Annotated in this window: 17 protein-coding genes; 1 reads left to right on the top strand and 16 read right to left on the bottom strand. The window is 38.9% G+C overall.

The features are described from left to right. Positions 1 to 283: 283 nt before the first annotated feature. The 12 genes from ACZ11_RS18455 to ACZ11_RS18400 all read right to left on the bottom strand — a co-directional run bounded on the left by ACZ11_RS18455 (position 284) and on the right by ACZ11_RS18400 (position 12,339). A complete protein-coding gene (locus ACZ11_RS18455) occupies positions 284 to 1,318 on the bottom strand; it encodes an L-threonylcarbamoyladenylate synthase (protein WP_049668010.1) in 1,035 nt (344 codons plus the stop codon). A gap of 100 nt (positions 1,319 to 1,418) precedes the next feature. Further along, entirely contained in the window at positions 1,419 to 2,030 is a 612-nt protein-coding gene (locus tag ACZ11_RS18450) for a stage II sporulation protein R (protein ID WP_049668009.1), read from the bottom strand. A 44-nt stretch (positions 2,031 to 2,074) separates the two neighbouring features. Then, complete coding sequence (gene prmC, locus ACZ11_RS18445; protein WP_049668008.1) at positions 2,075 to 2,935, bottom strand: peptide chain release factor N(5)-glutamine methyltransferase; 861 nt, start codon at positions 2,933 to 2,935, stop codon at positions 2,075 to 2,077. After that, on the bottom strand, positions 2,922 to 3,998 hold the full coding sequence (prfA, locus tag ACZ11_RS18440) for a peptide chain release factor 1 (RefSeq protein ID WP_049668007.1): 1,077 nt from the start codon (positions 3,996 to 3,998) through the stop codon (positions 2,922 to 2,924). Before prfA ends, prmC begins: the two co-directional genes overlap by 14 nt. A 198-nt stretch (positions 3,999 to 4,196) precedes the next feature. Continuing rightward, entirely contained in the window at positions 4,197 to 4,769 is a 573-nt protein-coding gene (locus ACZ11_RS18435) for a thymidine kinase (RefSeq protein ID WP_049668006.1), read from the bottom strand. Positions 4,770 to 4,949: 180 nt separating this feature from the next. Further along, positions 4,950 to 5,153, bottom strand: coding sequence for a 50S ribosomal protein L31 (gene rpmE / locus ACZ11_RS18430; RefSeq protein WP_049668005.1), 204 nt, complete (start codon positions 5,151 to 5,153; stop codon positions 4,950 to 4,952). Between the two features lie 369 nt (positions 5,154 to 5,522). Beyond that, positions 5,523 to 6,806, bottom strand: a complete 1,284-nt coding sequence (rho, locus tag ACZ11_RS18425) for a transcription termination factor Rho (protein WP_049668004.1) — start codon at positions 6,804 to 6,806, stop codon at positions 5,523 to 5,525. Positions 6,807 to 7,081: 275 nt separating this feature from the next. Beyond that, entirely contained in the window at positions 7,082 to 8,038 is a 957-nt protein-coding gene (glpX, locus tag ACZ11_RS18420; protein WP_049668003.1) for a class II fructose-bisphosphatase, read from the bottom strand. Positions 8,039 to 8,133: 95 nt separating this feature from the next. Beyond that, entirely contained in the window at positions 8,134 to 9,420 is a 1,287-nt protein-coding gene (locus ACZ11_RS18415; RefSeq protein WP_049668002.1) for a UDP-N-acetylglucosamine 1-carboxyvinyltransferase, read from the bottom strand. Positions 9,421 to 9,482: 62 nt separating this feature from the next. Beyond that, on the bottom strand, positions 9,483 to 10,133 hold the full coding sequence (gene fsa / locus ACZ11_RS18410; RefSeq protein ID WP_049668001.1) for a fructose-6-phosphate aldolase: 651 nt from the start codon (positions 10,131 to 10,133) through the stop codon (positions 9,483 to 9,485). Between the two features lie 285 nt (positions 10,134 to 10,418). Continuing rightward, positions 10,419 to 11,273 carry a class II fructose-bisphosphate aldolase gene (locus ACZ11_RS18405; RefSeq protein WP_049668000.1) on the bottom strand — a complete coding sequence of 285 codons (855 nt, stop codon included), beginning with the start codon at positions 11,271 to 11,273 and terminating at the stop codon, positions 10,419 to 10,421. A 709-nt stretch (positions 11,274 to 11,982) separates the two neighbouring features. Further along, positions 11,983 to 12,339, bottom strand: a complete 357-nt coding sequence (locus ACZ11_RS18400) for a response regulator (RefSeq protein WP_049667999.1) — start codon at positions 12,337 to 12,339, stop codon at positions 11,983 to 11,985. A gap of 155 nt (positions 12,340 to 12,494) precedes the next feature. Here ACZ11_RS18400 and ACZ11_RS18395 point away from each other — a divergent pair, with 155 nt between their 5' ends. Then, a complete protein-coding gene (locus ACZ11_RS18395; protein WP_049667998.1) occupies positions 12,495 to 13,025 on the top strand; it encodes a DUF2529 family protein in 531 nt (176 codons plus the stop codon). Between the two features lie 173 nt (positions 13,026 to 13,198). Here ACZ11_RS18395 and ACZ11_RS18390 read toward each other — a convergent pair whose 3' ends face one another. The 4 genes from ACZ11_RS18390 to icmF form a co-directional block, all read right to left on the bottom strand. Next, complete coding sequence (locus tag ACZ11_RS18390) at positions 13,199 to 14,791, bottom strand: CTP synthase (RefSeq protein WP_049667997.1); 1,593 nt, start codon at positions 14,789 to 14,791, stop codon at positions 13,199 to 13,201. Positions 14,792 to 15,290: 499 nt separating this feature from the next. Continuing rightward, the gene (gene rpoE, locus ACZ11_RS18385; protein WP_049667996.1) at positions 15,291 to 15,833 is read right to left on the bottom strand and encodes a DNA-directed RNA polymerase subunit delta; all 543 of its coding nucleotides are present in this window, start codon (positions 15,831 to 15,833) and stop codon (positions 15,291 to 15,293) included. A gap of 151 nt (positions 15,834 to 15,984) precedes the next feature. Further along, positions 15,985 to 16,146 carry a hypothetical protein gene (locus ACZ11_RS26710; RefSeq protein ID WP_166672071.1) on the bottom strand — a complete coding sequence of 54 codons (162 nt, stop codon included), beginning with the start codon at positions 16,144 to 16,146 and terminating at the stop codon, positions 15,985 to 15,987. Between the two features lie 150 nt (positions 16,147 to 16,296). Continuing rightward, entirely contained in the window at positions 16,297 to 19,545 is a 3,249-nt protein-coding gene (gene icmF / locus ACZ11_RS18380) for a fused isobutyryl-CoA mutase/GTPase IcmF (RefSeq protein WP_049667995.1), read from the bottom strand. Positions 19,546 to 19,764: the final 219 nt, after the last annotated feature.

The following is a 19,764-nucleotide window of genomic DNA, read 5'->3' as shown; positions in this document are numbered from 1 at the left end:
ATTACATTTTACTTACAACTAGGTGTTAAAAGTCACTCCAAAAATGAACAATCACCATCATTTATAGTAAAAATTTTCTAGGCTTTCTACAGCTATTGCTCAGGTATAAAAGTCTAAGCAGATTTTATATCGCATTAATGGCAGTAATTGATCTGTAGCAAAACACTTGTAGCTGATGCTTTGCTTTCGTTATATAAAGCAATCGCTGAAAGAAGTTAAAGCTTCACTTTATCTCCAATACAAAAATAGCATGCCAGAAGTAGCTTCTAGCATGCTATTTTATTTACAGAGTATACCATTTTCCTCCGGCTGCTTTCTCAAGACGATTCATAATTGCAGCCCCTACACCTTCAGTCGATGTAGTAGTCGCCAGGATAATTGTAGCTGGTGTTTTATCGCAAGCTCTTAGAGCATGATACAATGTCGCACCCATTTCTTCTTTACTACCGGCCTCTCCTACTGAGAAATAAAAATCAGCCTTGCTGTCAACAAAGCTAGCTGGTGCAAGTAACGCTACTTTATGCCCTTGTTTTTGTAATTGATGTACAGCCTCATGGACTTTCTCCAAATCACATTCAATTAATAGTACAGGGGCGTTAGGAGCATAGTGTGTATATTTCATACCAGGGGCTTTTGGAGTAGCCTCTAATTTCTGCTCTATTTTTGAAGGTTGAAGTACTTGACCAATCTTAGCCTCTAACATCTCCTTCGTAATTCCGCCTGGACGCAAAATTACTGGAGGTTCGTGTGTAACATCTAACACTGTAGATTCGAGTCCAATCCCAGTAGAGCCTCCATCTAAAATATAAGGTATGTACCCTCCCAAATCATCCTGAACATGTATTGCTTCTGTAGGACTTGGCTTACCACTACGATTAGCACTCGGCGCAGCAAGTGGCTTTTTTAATAGTTGAAGTAAGTCGAGCGCAACTGGATGATCTGGCATACGAATGCCGACAGTCGATAAACCAGCTGTCACACTTTCTGCCAGCACATTTGGCTTTGCAGGCATTACAAGTGTCAGTGGACCCGGCCAAAATAAATCCATGCATTTTTTGGCTACTTCAGAAATATGCTCTATATAAAGTTCAACTTCGTCTTTCGTGCCAATGTGGACAATTAGCGGATTGTCAGAAGGGCGACCTTTTGCTTCAAATATCTTTTTGACTGCAGTGTCATTCGTTGCAACAGCTCCTAGGCCATAAACCGTTTCTGTCGGAAATGCCACGACCTCACCCGCATTTAAGATATCCACAGCTTGTGTATAATTTGTCTGACTATTCACATTACTGTCCACAATCTTGCAAACGGTTTCCATAATTAAAACCTTCCTTCAATTATTCGTTTTACTGAATTATCCACATAATGTTTATAACTTATTAAAAATTGTGTATAAGTTATCTGAATTCGTGAACAATTCATTCAAAAAAACCTTTAATCCATTCCCATATAAAAAATGTAACTTGTTCCTTCTCTTCTTTTACTTCTTCTTTTACTTCTTCTTTCGCTTCTGCTTTAGTAGGCTCACAAATTGATGGGAATACGCTACACCACCAGTTATCACCACGTGCATCACCGATTTTCACGACAATCGAATGATACAAATTTTGTGGATAAAGTACAGCGTCCTTTCGCTTTGGCGGAAATAAGTTATCCCCAAGTACAACTTGTGTATGCAGCTGTGGATAATTTTCTTTTATTTCTGTTTCAATTTCTCGCTTTAATGAAAGTATTTGCTCGTTGTCCACAGTTTTCGCTCCAGCACTAGCTACTAATCGATTAAAATAGGGCTTTAAATTTTTGACAAGCTCCTCTTTTTCATGCTGATCCTGAGTAGTATTGCTATTAGCAATAACGCGTATACGAAAATCATTTTCTTGCTCCTGATTGATAGACTCTTTCGCAAAACCTACTAATGATGGAATATATAAAATACATAATTGTAAAGCAATCGCAATAAATACTAATCTCGCAAAAGCTAGAAAAATATTTCGTTTAGGTAATCTAATAATCTTGTATTCGTTTAACATAAAAATCCCTCCTTGCTCAACATTGTTGGCAAGAAGTAGATACTTTATACATGAATTTCACAAAAAATCATTCGAGGCTTACCATTTATATCTTTTTCTATCGAAATTGTAGCCTGTGGAAAACTATTTTTAAAGAATTGAGCCACCTGCTCCCCTTGTGTATAACCGATTTCAAGACCAATGAGGGCTGGTTTATTCATAAGGGCTGGTAACTGCTCAGCCAATTTTCTATATAAAATAAGTCCGTCCTCTTCTGCAAAAAGGGCACTATGTGGTTCATGCTCTAGCACAGTACTAGACATCTCTTTCGCTTCATCAAAAGCAATATAAGGCGGATTAGATAACACAATATCGAATTTTTCACCTACAAGAGGAGCCGTTAAATCGCCTAATCGGAAATCAATATCCGCCGCTAATCTTTGGGCGTTGTTTTGTGCTGTAGTTAAAGCAGCTTCAGATAAATCAGTGGCTACGACTGTTAGCTCTGGACATTCTAGCTTCATAGAAATAGCAATTGCACCACTACCAGTTCCGATATCTGCAAGCTTCACTGTTTGGTCATTAAATATTTTGTTCATACGATTAATTGTTCCAAGCACTAATTCCTCGGTCTCAGGTCTGGGAATAAGTACTGACTCATCGACAATAAATGAACGGCCATAAAATTCTTCACTACCGAGGCAATACTGTACAGGTCGTCCACTCGCATGCTCTTCGATGAGTTCTTGAAATTTTTCTTTTTGTTCAGCTGTTAATACGTCTTGAAGGCGTAACATGACTTCTGAATAGCTAGTACCAAGCATGTGCTGCATGACAATACGTGCTGCCGTTTCCTCACGACCATTATCCACTAAAAAAGAAGAAGCCCATTGAAGGGCCTCCATTACATTATTATAGGTCATCATTTAATCGCTCTAACTTTGATGCTTGCTCTTCTAAAATGAGTGCATCAATGATTTCGTCAAGTCTACCTTCGACGATTTGGTCTAGCTTTTGAATCGTTAAACCAATACGGTGGTCTGTTACACGGTTTTGTGGATAATTGTATGTGCGAATACGCTCAGAGCGATCGCCTGAACCTACAGCTGATTTACGTGTGGCATCGATTTCCTTTTGTGCTTCTTGCATATACTTATCAGCAACACGAGCACGTAGAATTTTCATCGCCTTTTCACGGTTTTTAATTTGCGAACGTTCATCCTGCATCGATACAACAACACCTGTTGGTAAGTGGGTCATACGCACAGCTGACATCGTTGTATTTACCGATTGACCACCTGCACCAGAAGATGCAAATGTATCAACACGGATATCTTTTTCATGGATTTCAACATCTACTTCTTCCACTTCAGGTAAGCAGGCTACTGTCGATGTCGACGTATGAATACGCCCTTGAGATTCCGTTGCAGGTACACGTTGTACACGGTGCGCACCATTTTCAAACTTGAATTTAGAATATGCACCTTGACCATTAATCATAAAAATAACTTCTTTATAGCCGCCCATTGGGTTTGGCGTCGCTTCCATTATGTCAATTTTCCAGCCTTGTGTCTCCGCATAACGAGAGTACATACGGAACAAATCTCCCGCAAAAATATTCGCCTCGTCTCCACCAGCTGCACCACGAATCTCCATAATAACGTTTTTATTATCATTAGGATCTTTTGGAATTAATAGAATACGTAAACGTTCTTCTAACTCTTCTTGCTGATCTTTCAGCATATTGAATTCTTCTTTCACCATCTCGTGCATATCAGGATCTTTTTCACTATCTAGCATCTCACGTGTATCAACTAATTGTTCTTTTACACTTTTATATTCACGATAAGCCTCTACAGTTTCCTGGATATCTGATTGTTCCTTGGAATATTCACGTAATTTTTTATTGTCATTCACAATATCGGGATCACTTAAAAGTTCTGTTAACCTTTCGTAACGATCCTCCACTGCTTGTAATCGATCGAACATTGGATTTCACCTCTATTTAGTTTTTTATGACGTTTGCTCTTTTGTAACAATCATTAATGAAAAGAGAAACGCTCATCAGAATTACGCTAAAGCGCGTAAGGATTATTTATGAACTTTCTATATTTCCACTACTTAGTATAAGGAAATTTCCGCATGTATGCTACTTTTTCTTAGCTCTATCAACTGAATCTTTGTGCATTATAGCGGCGGATGAGCGTGACATTTTCGACAAACCGGATAGTAGGAATCATTTCCTCCAATTTGAATTTGATCACCTGTATAAACAGGCTTTCCACTTTCATCAACACGTAAATTCATTGTCGCTTTTTTATGACAGAACCAGCAAATCGTTTTCATTTCCTCAATTTTATCTGCATATGTAAGCATGTACTGACTGCCTTCAAATAACTCATTTTGGAAATCGTTTTTTAGACCGAAGCCCATGACCGGAATATCTAACTCATCTACGATATATGCTAACTGCAAAACATGCTCTTTTTTTAGAAATTGTACTTCATCAACAAGTACACAATATGGTTTTACAGCATTGTTTTTTACTAGCTCAAAAATATTTGTATCATCATTAACAGGAATGGCTTGTTGACGTAAGCCTACTCGACTTGAGATAAAGCCTACTTCATCTCGCGTATCTATGCCTGGTGTAAACATCATTACAGGTTTTTGTTGTTCTTCATAGTTATGCGCAACTTTTAGAATTTCTATGGATTTACCACTATTCATTGCACCGTGTTTAAAATATAGCTGTGCCAATTTGTCTTCTCCCTTTCTTCATGTCGATCTGGATACTGAAAAGACTCGCATCAACGTATTTAACTTCTTTCAGCTACAGAAGTCTCCCACCTTTATAGTGACGCAATTATGCCGTTACATAATTGATTTTACTGAAAAAAATACCTGCCAAGCACATGCTTGGCAGGTATTAAACTAACATTAGTTTTTAAGACCGTATTTTTTGTTGAAACGATCCACGCGACCATCAGCAGACGCGAATTTTTGACGGCCAGTATAGAATGGGTGACAATCGTTGCAGAACTCGACAACGATGTTTTCTTTTACTGAACCAGTTTTGAAAGAGTTACCACAAGAGCAAGTTACTGTTGCTTCTTTGTAATCTGGATGAATTCCTTGTTTCATATTCGTTTTCTCCTCTCGCCCTGAACCATCTGGAACAGAGTATTATCGAACTGTACCTTACATAGCCCGAATATGTCGGCTACATATGTACACGTTGCATACTTTTCAATAATACCATATATAATATACATTTGACAATAGTTTTCAATGTTCGATTAGTATTTTTTATTTAATTTTAAGACATATCACTATAAAGTGGGGTGGGTTTCCGTTCCAACCTGGTGCTTTCATGATGGCGTCGGATGAGTAGCTAATCCCCAATAGTCGCTCATCCTCCACCCCTATCAACTTATATAAGTAACTTTTGGTGATGTTATACCAGTATTTAAAAATCACCATCAACTTGTTATAGTCGACGGTGATTCATATTTATAGTAAGCCCTTACCTTTAGTAGCTTTTTTCATATCTTCATTTAACTTTTCAAAGAATTCTTCATTTGATTTTGTCGTACGTAATTTTTTCATGAAGCGCTCCGCAAAATCAGGTGCGTCCGAGAATGTTTTACGAATTGCCCATAGCTTTTCAAGTTGCTCAGGCTCAAGCAGTAGCTCTTCCTTACGTGTACCTGAACGGCGGATATCAAGCGCAGGGAAAATACGACGCTCCGCTAATTGGCGATCAAGATGAAGTTCTAAATTACCTGTTCCTTTAAATTCTTCATAAATGACCTCATCCATACGAGATCCTGTATCCACTAAAGCTGTCGCTAAAATTGTTAAGCTACCGCCTTCTTCAATATTACGTGCAGATCCGAAGAATCGTTTTGGTCTATGGAATGCAGCAGGATCAATACCACCAGAAAGCGTACGACCGCTCGGAGGAATAACTAAGTTGTAAGCTCGTGCTAAACGTGTAATAGAGTCCATTAAAATAATAACATCACGCTTATGCTCAACTAAACGGCGTGCACGTTCTAACACAATCTCTGCAACTTTCACATGATTTTCTGGAACCTCGTCGAAAGTCGAGCTCACTACATCTGCATTCACAGAACGTTCAATATCAGTTACTTCCTCAGGGCGTTCGTCAATAAGTAAGACAATTAACTCTGCATCAGGATAATTTGTAGTAATAGAATTCGCGATTTCTTTTAATAATGAAGTCTTCCCTGCCTTTGGTGGTGCAACAATCAATCCACGTTGCCCAAAGCCCACAGGTGCCACTAAATCCATAATACGAGTCGATAAATTACGTTGAGTTGTTTCAAGCTTAATTTGTCTGTCAGGATATAAAGGCGTTAATGCAGGAAAATGCACACGTTCCTTCGCTACTTCTGGGTCTTCGCCATTAACAGCATCCACCTGTAGTAGTCCATAATAGCGTTCGTTTTCTTTAGGTGGACGTACTTTACCAGATACCTTGTCCCCATTTCGTAAGTCAAAGCGACGAATTTGAGAAGCAGAAATATAAATATCTTCTTTACTTGGAGAATAGTTAATTGGTCGAAGGAAGCCAAAGCCCTCTTGCGAAACAATTTCTAGTACGCCTTCCATAAAGAAATAGCCCTCTTGCTCCGAACGTGTTTTCAAAATAGCAAATATTAATTCTTTTTTCGTTAACTTGCTATAATATGAAATTTTGTATTGGCGTGCAAGGGCGTAAAGCTCTTTTAACGTCATGTTTTCTAATTGAGCGATTGTCAATGCAGACATATGCACAACTCCAGTCTTTTTCAAAATATAATTGCTGTTTTTGGGGATATTAAAGAAGTTTTTTACGATAGGCTCTGTAATCTTTTCGTACCTGTCAGCGTTTTCATGCGTAGGTCAGAAATGAAGCAGTATGAATCAAAGCGATAGGTACTTGAATTAGCTATGCGAACATTGAAGCATAGCATAGCCTTATAAAACTATGGGATGGTTGAAAATTTAGAAGAAGGTACCTAGCGCAAAAAGATGCACTAGGTATATTTTAGAAGAAATTTTTATTAATAGCTAGGTTTTTTATCAAGAGCGTGACGACCTTCTACAAAACGCACAGTTCCAGATTTAGCTCGCATAACAACTGAATGTGTTAATGCATAAGCTCCTTTATACTGAACGCCTTTTAAAAGCTCACAATCTGTTACAGCAGTCGCTGCAAAAATAGCATCGTCACCTTTAACTAGGTCATCTAAATAAAGAACTTTATCTACGTCTACACCCATTTTTTGGCAACGTTCTAACTGTTCCTCATCTTCCGGTACTAGCTTCGCTTGGAAGTCTCCACCTAGACATTTTAATGCAACAGCTGAAATTACACCCTCTGGTGCACCACCTGTACCAAACATAATATCAATGCCAGTTTCATCAAAAGCAGTATTGATAGCTGCTCCAACGTCGCCGTCTTGAATAAATTTAATACGTGCCCCAGCTTCTCGGATTTCATCAACAATTGCTTGGTGACGTGGTCGATCTAAAAGTGTAGCTACTACGTCTGAAATATCTTTATTTTTAGCTTTCGCTACCTGTAATAAATTATAAGTAACAGAAGCGTTAATATCTACCTTACCTGCTGCTTCAGGTCCTACTGCAATTTTCTCCATGTACATATCAGGTGCGTTTAACAGATTACCTTTATCTGCAATAGCAAGAACTGTCATTGCACCATTTGTACCCTTTGCTACAATATTTGTACCTTCTAATGGGTCAACTGCGATATCTACTTGAGGACCACCATTACGTAGGCCAAGCTCTTCACCAATATAAAGCATTGGTGCTTCGTCCATTTCGCCTTCACCAATCACTACTGTAGCATGCATTGGAATTGTATCGAACATTACGCGCATCGCTGTCGTCGCTGCATCATCTGCCTCAATTTTCAAACCGCGACCCATCCATTTCCCGGATGCGATTGCTGCTGCCTCTGTTACTCGTACTACTTCCATCGATAAACTACGTTCCATTGTTTTATTTGCCTCCCGTTATCGGCATATTTCTTCGCCGAAACATTCAAATTACCTCTATTGTAACATAGTTAGTTCAAAACTTTTAGCTCTCATTATTCCTTTGCCTCTGCTACGCGAGCCATTATTGTTTCACGTCGAATATCAGCGCCTAAATCACGTAATTTCTCAATAAGTGAGCTATAACCACGCTCAATATGATAGATATCATGAATTTCCGTTTCACCTTCAGCTAAAAGGCCTGCTAATACTAATGCGGCACCAGCACGAAGATCTGTAGCTGTTACAGTTGATCCATGCAATCTACTAGGACCTGTAATAATAGCTGTATTTCCTTCAACGCGTGCATTGGAATTCATACGACGAAGTTCATCAATATGCTTAAATCGAGCCGTATAGATTGTATCTGTTATCTTTGAGGAACCAAATGCTTGAGACATTAAAACAGAAAGTGGTTGCTGAATATCAGTTGGGAATCCAGGATACACTAATGTTTTCACATCAACGGCTTGCAATGTGGAGAGATCCGTTTTTGGCACAAAAATACTTTCTTCACCGATTTCAATTTTTACACCCATTTCACGAAGCTTTGCAATAATCGCCTCTAAATGCAATGGAATAACATTATCAATTGTAATGCCTTCACCTAAAGCGGCAGCCATAATCATAAATGTAGCAGCTTCAATACGATCTGGAATAATCGTATGCTCCGTACCATGAAGTTCCTCTACGCCTTCAATACGGATAACACTTGTACCTGCACCTTTAATATTAGCTCCCATGTTAGTGAGAAGAGTGGCTACATCAATAATTTCCGGTTCTTTTGCTGCATTTTCAATAACCGTACGTCCCTTCGCAAGGACAGCGGCTAACATAATATTAATTGTTGCGCCGACACTGGCAACGTCTAAGTATATTTTTGCACCAATTAATTCATCAGCACGTAAATAAATTGCTCCATGCTCATTAGTGATTTTCGCACCTAATGCCTCAAAGCCTTTTATATGCTGGTCAATAGGACGCGGCCCTAAGAAACAGCCTCCTGGTAAACCAATAACAGCTTTTTTAAAGCGACCAAGCATCGCTCCCATTAAGTAATAGGAAGCACGAAGCTTTTTCACGTTGCCGTTTGGTAATGGCAAAGCAATCATATCTGTCGGATTAATGGTCATTATTCCATCCTCAAATGAAACTTCTCCACCGATTTCCTCTAATAATGCCTTTAACGTCCATGCATCAGAAATTTCTGGTATCCCTCCAATTGTCACTGGAGAGTTCGCCAAAATTGATGCTGGAATTAAGGCGACTGCACTATTTTTTGCACCACTAACTTTTATTGTACCCTTTAGACGATTTTCGCCTGCAATTTTATAAACATCCATTTCGCGTTCTCCCTCATGATTGGAAAGTAATTTTTTCTGAATTGGCTCACTATATAATCTTATTATTTGCCTTTTCTCTTATTCCAATCCGTTAAAAATCCTTCAATTCCTTTTTCCGTTAATGGGTGATGGAAAAGTTGCTTTAATACTTTAAAAGGAGTAGTTGCAATATGTGCACCAGCAAGTGCCGCTGCTGTTACATGCTGTGGATGACGAATAGATGCAGCAATAATTTGCGTATCGATATTATGAATTGTGAAAATATCTGCAATCGTTTCAATTAGTTCTACACCGTTTTGACCCATATCATCTAGACGACCGATAAATGGTGATACATATGTAGCACCCGCACGAGCAGCCATCAATGCTTGGTTTGCACTGAAGATTAATGTTACGTTCGTTTTAATACCTTTGTCTGCAAAGAAGCGACATGCCTCTAAGCCAGCTGGAGTCATTGGCAATTTAACTGTAATATTCGGAGCAATTGCAGCCAATTCTAAGCCTTCTTTAATCATACCTTCTGCATCTAGAGCAATTACTTCCCCACTCACTGAGCCATCTACAAGCTCTGTAATTTCACGAAGTCGATCATGGAAAGAAACGTTCTCTTCTTTAGCAACTAACGATGGGTTTGTAGTAACACCTGATAAAATACCCCATGCGTGTGCTTCTTTAATCTCTTCAAAGTTTGCTGTATCAATGAAAAATTTCATAATATTACCTCCTGATTAATGTTTTGACTCATTACCATAACGTTGGGTTAATTTCCGTTCCGAATAAGCGCCTTCCTAGGGTCGTTCAGTCGGAGTGGAAATCAACTACTATACATTACATACGTTTTAACGCAAATGCCATCCCCAACTTTTGGTGTTAAGCCTTATATTTGAATTTTTGCCAAAAATTTTTTATTTCAAAAACAAGAGAAGGTCGACAAAAGCATCAACACTTCTCTTATTATGTGTATTCATCTGTGTTTTTGTAGCATTTAGATACAAAAATTATGCTTTTTGCGCACTACCAAATTCACGGATTTTCCCGATAACTGTTGTTTTAATCGCTTCACGTGCTGGAGCAAGGAATTTACGAGGGTCATAAACAACTTTATCATTATCAAGAACTTCACGGATTACTTTTGTAGCAGCAATTTGATTTTCAGTATTAACGTTAATTTTTGCTGTACCTAATGAAATTGAGCGTTGGATATCTTTTGTTGGAATCCCTGTACCACCATGTAATACTAATGGTAGATCTGCTAATTTAGAGATTTCTTCCATTTCTTTAAAACCTAAATTTGGTTCTCCTTTGTAAGGACCATGTACAGAGCCAAGTGCTGGTGCTAAGCAATCGATATCTGTTAGTTCAACCATTTTACGGCATTCTTCTGGATCAGCGTACATAATACCACCGATTACGCCATCCTCGTCACCACCAACTGTACCAAGCTCAGCTTCAACAGAAACACCTTTCGAATGAGCGTACTCAACTACTTTTGAAGTAGTCGCAACATTTTCCTCGAATGGATGATGAGATGCATCAATCATAACGGAAGTAAATCCTGCATCAATTGCTTCTTTACATTTTTCAAAGCTTGAACCATGGTCAAGATGAATAGCCACAGGTACTGTAGTGCCATAAGATTCCATCAAACCTTTTACTATGTGTACAACGGAGATGAATCCGCCCATATATTTACCTGCGCCTTCAGATACGCCTAGAATAACTGGAGATTTTTCTTCTTCAGCCGCTTGTAAAATTGCTTGAGTCCACTCAAGGTTGTTGATGTTGAACTGACCAACCGCATAACCTTCTGCTTTTGCTTTAATTAACATCTCTTTCATAGATACTAATGCCATACTAAAAATCCTCCTCTTAGGACTAATCTTTCTACATAGATATGCTATTCAATCATAGCAAAAATAACAGCCCCTGAAAAGCGGGGGCTGTTATTTTCTACGCGAAAGCGGAGGGTAACGCAGCGACAGCGTCAAACCGCAGTGCAGTGAAACGAAACGACGGTTCAGCCCCTGAAAAGCGGGGGCTGTTATTTGCTACGCGAAAGCAGAGTGTAACGCAGCGACAGCGTCAAACCGCAGTGCAGTGAAACGAAACGAAGGTTCAGCCCCTGAAAAGCGGGGGCTGTTATTTTCTACGCGAAAGCGGAGGGTAACGCAGCGACAGCGTCAAACCGCAGTGCAGTGAGACGAAACGAAGGTTCAGCCCCTGAAAAGCGGGGGCTGTTATTTTCGACGCGAAAGCGGAGTGTAACGCAGCGACAGCGTCAAACCGTAGTGCAGTGAAACGAAACGAGGGTTACGCGAAAGCGAAGTGCAACGCAGTGGCAGCGTCTTCTTTTCCGCACGTAAGCGGAGTGGCACAGAGCGGCAGTGCCGTAGTGTAGTTTTCACCGGCTCATCGGACGCGCCCAGTCGGAACGGAAATCAACTTCACGTCATGATGATGAGCCATATATTTTGGCGGTATGTGAATATGAAACGGTAGAAAAATACTACAAATCTTATATCAACCATGAAAAACAGGCGGTGTTGACCACTGCCTGTTCATCTAAACATTTAATGCTTTATTAACTTCATCACGCACTTCAAAAATATCGAAAGGCTTAGTAAAGTATCGAATTGCTCCTAAATCTAATGCCTCCTGCACAACTTCCAATTCACCATATGCAGTCATCATGAATACTGGGAGTTGTGGCCACTTCTCTTTTAAGCGCCTTAAAATTTCTATGCCATCCATCCCTGGAATTTTCATGTCTAATAAGACACAATCCATTTCCTCCTCAGCATATTTCAGTGCTTCCATACCATTTGCTGCTAAATATGTAACATACCCTTCCTTTTTCAACACTTCATTTAAAAGTAAACGAATTCCTGGTTGATCATCGACAATTAGTAATCGTTTCACATCTCATTCCGCCCTTTCTGAGTTTTTATCCTTGCGTAAAACTTCCTATATTATGTATTATTCTCCTTTAACCCTTTAATACCTTCTAGTATTATAAATTATCTGCTTTTGCTTTATGCTCTTTACAAACCTATAATATTGATTGAGGTGGGATCATGTCAAAAATTCTAACAACACAATTGAGTGGATTATTACAAAGAATAACACAAAATGAAGAGGAAGCTATTGAAGAAACAGCACGATTACTTGCTCAAGCAGGTATTGGTGAGGGCAATGTCTATTTAGCATGCTTTGGTGAAATGCAAGTTGTCGAATTAAATGCATGTCAAGCTGTGGAACGTTTCACTAAGGTAGTCCCTTGGACAAAAGATACAGTTATCACAGAAGCTGATCGTGTATGCATTTTCACACGTAGTGCACACGATGAGGATGCATTAGCCTTAGCACAGCAATTAAATAATCAGTTTATTCCATTTGCAGCAGTTGCTAGCGAAGTTGCTAATTCCGAAAACCCACTAGCAGATTTAGCGTATACGTATATTTCAACACGCATACGAGGTGGCTTATTACCGAACGATTTAGGCAAGCGCATAGTCGTGCCACATGCTATTGCTGCCCTTTTTGTTTATGAAGCAGTAAAAATTGCGTATGATGAAATGCTTGGCCTTGATGACGAAGAGTTGTAGATTCTATCAACTTCACATTGGTGTAATTGCCGCTGTCGCTTTGCTTTCGCGCAGATAAACATTGTAGCTGTCGCGCAGAAGAAAAAAAACCGCTGTCTCCATTCAATAGTCATTACATTTGCTGAATGAAGATAAAAAAGAGTTGTCTCACACTTGAGACAACTCTTTTTTCATTATTTGAATGTTGCTCCAATGAAATCACGGAACAATGGCTGTGGACGGTTTGGACGTGATACTAACTCAGGATGGAATTGACATGCTACAAAGAAATTATTTTCTGTTAACTCGATAATTTCCACTAATTTACCGTCAGGACTTGTACCTGAGAAGACAAGACCTTCAGCTTCCATCGCTTCACGATATTCATTGTTAAATTCATAACGATGGCGGTGGCGCTCATAAACAAGCTCTTGACCATAAGCTTGGCTTGCTTTTGAGCCTTCTTTTAACTTACATGGATATAGACCTAAACGTAATGTACCACCGATGTCTACACTGTCGTTTTGATCTGGTAGGAAATCAATAATAGGATATTCCGTTTTTGGATCAAGTTCTGTAGAATGCGCTCCTTTTAAACCAAGTACGTTACGAGCAAACTCCACTGTTGCAAGTTGCATACCTAGACAAATACCTAAGAATGGAACATTATTTTCACGAGCGTATTGTGTCGCTAAAATTTTCCCTTCAACTCCACGATCACCGAAGCCACCTGGAACTAAAATTGCGTCAGCACCTTTTAATAATGAAACAACATTTTCAGCATCCACATGTTCTGCATTGATCCAGTCAATCTCAATATCAGAATTAAATGCATAGCCTGCATGCTTTAATGCCTCTACAACAGAAATGTAAGCATCTTGTAGTTCTACATATTTACCTACTAATGCTACTTTTCGTTTATTTGGTAAGCTCTTCACTTTTGCTACAAGCTCGCGCCATTCTTCCATATCAGCCTCTGGTGCTTCAATGCCAAAATGGTCAAGTACGATATCATCAATATCTTGTGCATGAAGGTTTAGAGGTACTTCATATAAATGTTCTGCATCGCGAGATTCAATAATTTCGTGTGGCTGAACATCACAGAATAAAGCTAATTTTTCTTTCATATCTTGAGGCACTTCTTGCTCTGTGCGTACAACGATAATATTTGGTTGAATACCTAAAGAACGTAATTCTTTTACGGAATGCTGAGTTGGTTTTGTTTTTAGCTCACCCGCAGCTTTAATATAAGGAATAAGCGTACAGTGAACATACATCACATTGTTATGACCTAAATTCGTTTTCATTTGACGAATTGCTTCAAGGAATGGCAATGACTCAATATCCCCAACTGTTCCGCCTACTTCTGTAATTACTACGTCAGCATTTGTTTCGCGACCAGCTCGTTGAATACGATCTTTGATTTCATTTGTAATGTGAGGAATTACTTGTACTGTTCCACCGTTATAATCACCGCGGCGTTCTTTTTGTAATACAGACTGATAAACACGCCCTGAAGTTACTGTAGAATGTTTTCCTAGGTTAATATCAATGAAACGTTCGTAGTGACCTAAGTCTAAGTCAGCTTCTGCGCCATCATCTGTTACGAAAACCTCACCATGTTGATAAGGACTCATTGTACCTGGGTCAATATTGATATATGGGTCAAACTTTTGAATCGTTACTTCTAATCCACGATTTTTCAATAAACGACCTAGAGATGCTGCTACAATCCCTTTTCCAAGTGATGAAACAACCCCACCTGTTACAAAAATATACTTCGTCATGAAAAAATTCCTCCTTATGTTGTTCTAGAAATTACTAGTAAGAAAAGTGCATTCACGTCCTAAGCTAAGTAATCTTGAGCATTGGTGCAAATGTCTCTACGGCCTAAGAAAATTGATATTTCTTATCCTAAAAATAAGAAAAGCCGAGAATGCCTACAAAATTGTAGTCGATTCGAAGCTGTAATCGTTTCTATCTCTTTTCTACTTTCCTAAAAAAAATCCATCCTAACGTATACTCAGTCACCGATTATTATACATCATGAATAATTTAGAGCATTTATATTCATTCCGTAGCTATAAACATGGGAGAACTTGACTGAATATAGTTAAAAAATAAAAAAACGCTCCTCCTGCATAGGTTTGCAGGGGGAGCGTATTACATACACGGTCTTTCTCCTTTAATTAAGGAGCCCAAGTAAAAGATTAAACGGAACCGTGATAGAAGTCAAGATTTTTTACTACAAGGATAAAAGTAAGAAAATTTCAAAGAGTAATTATCTTAGGCTTCATCCTCTTCTTCAAATTCCTCTTCATCCTCATCAATAAAGTCCTCGTCGATTTCTTCTTCGATGTCCTCGATATCTTCTTCATCAAAATCGATGTCTTCTTTATCTTCTTCTTCTTCTTCTTCTATATCTTCTTCGTCTTCAACGAATTCTTCATAATCTTCATCGAAGTCAATATCTTCTTCTTCTAGATCTTCATCTAAATCATCTTCATCTTCAGCGGCAGCTTTAGATTTTTTCTTATGAGTTTTAACAGATGGAGCTGTTTCTTCCTCAATCTGTTCAACTTTATACCATTCACGTAAGCCCCAGCCAGTTTCCTGATTAAATAAGAAGCGGCCATCTACATTTATATCTGTGTAAAATTGTAGTAGGCGGGCTTTCATTTCTTCATCACTATAGCCCACAAACTCTTGAATAATTGTTAATAAGTCATTAAATGACACTGAGGCACGTTTTTCACTTAAAATTGCATAAGCTAAGTTAATTAACGACTCTTCCGTTAATTGTTCTTTTGTCATTTCACGAAAATTCATTCGTGCACTTCCTTTCCCTCATCACAATGGACGTTTTAAAATTTAAATAGCTTTATTTTCGGAGCGCAGCAAAAAAGGCCGCACAAAAGTAACTTTCCATATCATAAGCATAATACCCATTATATACAAAGTTTTATCCTCTTTGCTAGCTTCAATTACTGTTTTTTATATCACGCATTTTTTTTATCCCTAAGTAAAACAAAAAGACAGATAATAATAGTAAAGGAACAGCGCCAATTTGCTTATCATACAGGAAAATAACTCCTACCACCAAAGCTAAGATAATGATGTAGTTAATAGCCGATTTCATCATTCTACTGCGCCTCCCCTTTTTTTTACATTTCTATTATAACGGAAATAAAAAGAAGTGCCTAATCCTAAGACTAGACACTTAAAACTTCACAAACATTTTGCACAAAATAGAATAAATGTTATACAACAAGCAAATTTACATGTTTACAAGTTACATATTACGACGATATTGTCCGCCAACCTCATATAAAGCATTTGTGATCTGTCCTAAGCTAGCGACTTTTACGGTTTCCATAAGCTCCGCAAAAATATTACCGTTGTTTACAGCTACTTGTTGTAAACGAGCAAGGGCAGCTTCGTTCTCCCCTTCATGTTGCTTCCAAAAGGCATGTAAGTTATGAATTTGCGTCTCTTTTTCTTCAGTTGATGCACGCGCAATCTCCATATTGTTAATTTCATCTTCTGAAGGTGGATTCGGATTTAAGTATGTGTTCACACCAATGATTGGTAGCTCACCTGAATGCTTTAGCATCTCGTAGTACATGGATTCCTCTTGAATCTTACCACGTTGATATTGTGTTTCCATTGCACCTAGCACACCACCACGATCATTGATACGATCAAACTCTTCTAGTACAGCTTCTTCTACAAGGTCTGTTAACTCTTCTACGATAAACGCCCCTTGTAATGGATTTTCGTTTTTCGCTAAGCCATGTTCCTTCGTAATAATCATTTGAATAGCCATTGCACGACGTACAGATTCTTCCGTAGGCGTTGTAATTGCCTCGTCGTATGCATTTGTATGCAATGAATTACAGTTATCCTGTAATGCCATTAATGCCTGTAACGTTGTGCGGATATCATTAAAATCAATCTCCTGTGCATGCAAACTGCGTCCAGATGTTTGGATATGATATTTTAATTTTTGTGCTCGTTCATTGGCACCGTACTTATCACGCATTACAACTGCCCAAATACGACGGGCTACACGTCCAATAACTGTGTACTCTGGATCTAGTCCGTTAGAGAAGAAGAATGATAGATTTGGCGCAAAGTCGTCAATATTCATTCCTCGGCTTAAATAATATTCCACATATGTGAAGCCATTTGCTAATGTAAAGGCCAACTGAGATATTGGGTTCGCACCAGCTTCGGCAATATGGTAACCAGAAATAGATACTGAGTAATAATTACGAACTTTATGATCAATAAAGTATTGCTGAATATCTCCCATCATTCGTAACGCAAACTCTGTTGAGAAGATACATGTATTTTGCCCTTGATCTTCTTTTAAAATATCTGCTTGCACAGTTCCACGTACAACCTGTAATGTTTTCTCTCGTGTCTCCGTAAATTCTTCAACTGTCAAAGGTCGGCCAAGTTCTTCCTCACGTAGTTTCACTTGCTGATCAATAGCCGTATTCATGAACATCGCCAAAATAACCGGTGCTGGGCCGTTAATTGTCATCGATACTGAAGTTGATGGTGCACATAGATCAAAGCCTGCATAAAGCTTTTTCATATCCTCTAGCGTACAAATAGATACACCCGATTCTCCAACCTTTCCATAAATATCTGGTCGGTAGTCTGGATCCTCACCGTACAACGTTACAGAGTCAAATGCTGTTGATAAACGTTTTGCATCATCATCCTTCGATAAATAATGGAATCGTTTATTCGTACGCTCAGGCGTTCCCTCGCCAGCAAATTGTCGCTTCGGATCTTCACCTTCACGTTTAAATTGGAATACTCCCGCTGTATACGGGAATTCACCAGGTACATTTTCTTTATAAACCCAGCGTAAAATTTCACCATAATCTACGAATTTCGGCAAGGCAACTTTAGGAATTTTTGTACCAGAAAGACTTGTTGTCTTTAAAATTGTTCGAATTTCCTTATCACGAACTTTCGTGACAAATTCATCTCCAGCATAAGCTTCTTTTAAAGCATGCCAATTATCTAATATACGTTTAGACTCAGCCGTTAATTCATCTCTAACACCTTCCGCTAAAGAAGTGAGAGATGTGATAAGTGCATCATTTGGAGCTTTTTCTTTAACTGCTTCAATAGCTCCTTCTAATTGGAATAGACGGCGAGCAAATTCCACCTGCTGCTCTGATTTTTTATGATAGCCACGCACAGTATCTGTTAGCTCTCGTAAATAATAACGACGATCGTTTGGAATGATAACATCTTGTTTTTGAGTTTTCGCAAATTGCTCATAGCCTGTTTCCCAAGTACTTCCCGTCTTCGTATTAATGATATTTACTAATGCAGCAAATAAAGCATTCGTTCCTTTATCATTAAACTGACTGGCAATCGTACCGTACACAGGCATATTATCAATTGATTCATCCCAAAGTTCTCGTGAACGTTGATATTGCTTTTGTACTTGACGTAGCGCATCTTCAGAGCCTTTACGTTCAAATTTATTAATAGCAATAACATCCGCAAAATCAATCATGTCAATTTTTTCAAGTTGAGTTGGAGCACCAAACTCACTTGTCATCACGTACATGGATAGATCAGTATATTTTGTAATTTCCGCATCACCTTGACCAATACCACTTGTTTCTACAATGATTAAATCATAGCCCGCTACACGCACTACATCTAGCACGTCCCCAATTGAAGCAGTAAGCTCTGTACGGGATCCACGTGTTGCTAAACTACGCATATATACTCGATTATTGAAAATCGCATTCATACGAATACGGTCACCAAGTAAAGCGCCACCTGTTTTTTGCTTTGTCGGATCGACAGAAAGAATAGCTACGCGTTTATCAGGAAACTCCTTTAAGAAACGACGAATTAATTCATCTGTTAAGGAAGATTTACCTGCACCACCTGTTCCTGTAATACCTAATACAGGTGTCACTTTTGAGCGTTTGCCAGCTTCTTCTAGCATCTTTTTCGTTTCTTCATCATCATTCGACTCAGCAGCAGTTATTAAATTTGCTAATATTTCTGGTGTTTCTGTCGTTAGAGCATCAAGCTTTTCTTGATAGCTACCTGTAGCTGTTGGGAAATCAGTCCCTTTAATTTTCTCATTAATCATCCCTTGTAATCCTAAGACACGACCATCCTCTGGCGAGAAAATCCCTGCAATCCCGTAAGCATGTAACTCTTTAATTTCACGCGGTAAAATAACACCGCCACCACCACCATAAATTTTAATATGTGGTGCCCCTTTTTCACGCAGCAAATCATACATATATTTAAAGTATTCCATATGCCCGCCTTGATAAGAAGATACCGCAATGCCTTGAGCATCCTCTTGAATCGCAGCATTTACGACTTCTTCCACGGAGCGGTTATGTCCTAAATGGATTACCTCTACACCGCTTGATTGTAAAATACGTCGCATAATGTTAACCGAAGCATCATGTCCATCAAAAAGACTCGATGCTGTTACAAAACGTACGTGATTTTTTGGACGATATACTTCTACCTTTGTCATATGAAATCCCCACTTTCTCCCCTTAATGTTCTTTATTGACTCATCATCATAACGTGTGGTTGATTTTCGTTCCGACTGGGCGCTTTCCTGGGGGCGTCCGATGAGCCGCTTCGCTTCGCTGCAGGGTCTCATCTGTGACGCTGATCCCCAAGGAGTCGCCCAGTCTCCACTTCAATCAACTAATTTACATGGCATACGTTTTTAACAAATGTCATCGCC

Source organism: Lysinibacillus xylanilyticus, from assembly GCF_001183605.1.
GTDB lineage: Bacteria > Bacillota > Bacilli > Bacillales_A > Planococcaceae > Lysinibacillus > Lysinibacillus xylanilyticus.
Note: the sequence above shows the minus strand (reverse complement) of the source record. Positions and strands in the feature narration are given on the sequence as shown.